Annotated in this window: 3 rRNA genes; all 3 read right to left on the bottom strand. The window is 54.2% G+C overall.

What is annotated here, in order from left to right:
• Window positions 1-775 (bottom strand): 16S ribosomal RNA (locus tag AB839_RS20820); the annotation flags it as partial.
• 501 nt (window positions 776-1276) lie between these two features.
• Window positions 1277-1391: ribosomal RNA gene (gene rrf, locus AB839_RS20815) — 5S ribosomal RNA — on the bottom strand.
• A 126-nt stretch (window positions 1392-1517) separates the two neighbouring features.
• Window positions 1518-2264 (bottom strand): 23S ribosomal RNA (locus tag AB839_RS20810); the annotation flags it as partial.

Here is a 2264-nt window from a genome sequence, read left to right as displayed (position 1 = left end):
CCCACGCTTTCGTGCCTCAGTGTCAATGTTGGTCCAGGTAGCTGCCTTCGCCATGGATGTTCCTCCTGATCTCTACGCATTTCACTGCTACACCAGGAATTCCGCTACCCTCTACCACATTCTAGTCATCCAGTATCCACTGCAGTTCCCAGGTTGAGCCCAGGGCTTTCACAACGGACTTAAATAACCACCTACGCACGCTTTACGCCCAGTAATTCCGAGTAACGCTTGCACCCTTCGTATTACCGCGGCTGCTGGCACGAAGTTAGCCGGTGCTTATTCTTTGGGTACCGTCATCCCAACCGGGTATTAGCCAGCTGGATTTCTTTCCCAACAAAAGGGCTTTACAACCCGAAGGCCTTCTTCACCCACGCGGTATGGCTGGATCAGGCTTGCGCCCATTGTCCAATATTCCCCACTGCTGCCTCCCGTAGGAGTCTGGACCGTGTCTCAGTTCCAGTGTGGCTGATCATCCTCTCAGACCAGCTACGGATCGTCGCCTTGGTGGGCCTTTACCCCGCCAACTAGCTAATCCGACATCGGCTCATTCAATCGCGCAAGGCCCGAAGGTCCCCTGCTTTCACCCGTAGGTCGTATGCGGTATTAGCGTAAGTTTCCCTACGTTATCCCCCACGACAGAGTAGATTCCGATGTATTCCTCACCCGTCCGCCACTCGCCACCCAGAGAGCAAGCTCTCCTGTGCTGCCGTTCGACTTGCATGTGTTAGGCCTACCGCCAGCGTTCACTCTGAGCCAGGATCAAACTCTTCACTTAAAACTGCATGATCCGAAGATCAAAATTTAAAGCTGCAGATGATTGATTCTGGCAACGTATCGCTTGCTTTAAAACAATTAATAGTTGCTTGATCAAACGTCTGCAAGATGGACAATCATCCTTCCTGCAGGCGCCTTCACAAGATACCTGCGCATACTTTCAAAGATCCGGGGAAGTGGCCTCAGCGCCATTCCCGTGTGCTGCGAAGTTTCCTTCGTAGCGAGCCGCCCATTATAGCCGGCTTTTCCGCCTCGTCAACACCTTTTTTCAAGGCCGTCTCACCGGAGCGGACGTTGTTGCCGATGCTGCTTCGTCGTTGGGCCCGGAGGGCCTTTCGTCGTTGCGAGCCGCCTATTATGGCAGGCCTTTCAGCTTTGTCAACAACTTGTTTGAGGAACTTCAAGCTCTTCGTGAAGTTGTTGCCGCAAGTCCAGGTCGAAACCGGGTGCCTGCAAAAAAAGGAAAACCCCGCTGCGCAAGCAGCGGGGTTTTGGGTGTAAACCCTGGCGATGACCTACTCTCGCATGGCTTGAGCCACACTACCATCGGCGCAGCTGCGTTTCACTTCCGAGTTCGGGATGGGATCGGGTGGTTCCACAGCGCTAATTTCACCAGGGAGGCTTTTGGAGCGTCGCACTCGTCCCTGTGGGACAAGGCGCCAGCCTCGCATAGTTCTTGTGACGTAGCGTGCACTTGGATGCTCTTACGACGCTGTCGTAAAGCCAAGGCAACTTGAGGTTATATGGTCAAGCCGCACGGATCATTAGTATCAGTTAGCTCAATACATTGCTGTACTTACACACCTGACCTATCAACCACGTAGTCTACATGGTTCCTTCAGGGGGCTTGTGCCCCGGGAGATCTCATCTTGAGGCGCGCTTCCCGCTTAGATGCTTTCAGCGGTTATCGCTTCCGAACATAGCTACCCGGCAATGCCACTGGCGTGACAACCGGAACACCAGAGGTTCGTCCACTCCGGTCCTCTCGTACTAGGAGCAGCCCCTCTCAAATCTCCAACGCCCATGGCAGATAGGGACCGAACTGTCTCACGACGTTCTGAACCCAGCTCGCGTACCACTTTAAATGGCGAACAGCCATACCCTTGGGACCGACTACAGCCCCAGGATGTGATGAGCCGACATCGAGGTGCCAAACACCGCCGTCGATATGAACTCTTGGGCGGTATCAGCCTGTTATCCCCGGAGTACCTTTTATCCGTTGAGCGATGGCCCTTCCATACAGAACCACCGGATCACTAAGTCCTAGTTTCCTACCTGCTTGATCCGTCGATCTTGCAGTCAAGCACGCTTATGCCTTTGCACACAGTGCGCGATGTCCGACCGCGCTGAGCGTACCTTCGAGCTCCTCCGTTACTCTTTAGGAGGAGACCGCCCCAGTCAAACTACCCACCATACACGGTCCCCGACCCAGATAATGGGCCCAGGTTAGAACGTCAAGCACGACAGGGTGGTATTTCAAGGATGGCTCC

The organism is Stenotrophomonas sp. DDT-1, from assembly GCF_001580555.1.
Lineage (GTDB): Bacteria > Pseudomonadota > Gammaproteobacteria > Xanthomonadales > Xanthomonadaceae > Stenotrophomonas > Stenotrophomonas sepilia.
This window is presented reverse-complemented; position numbering and strand designations above follow the sequence as displayed.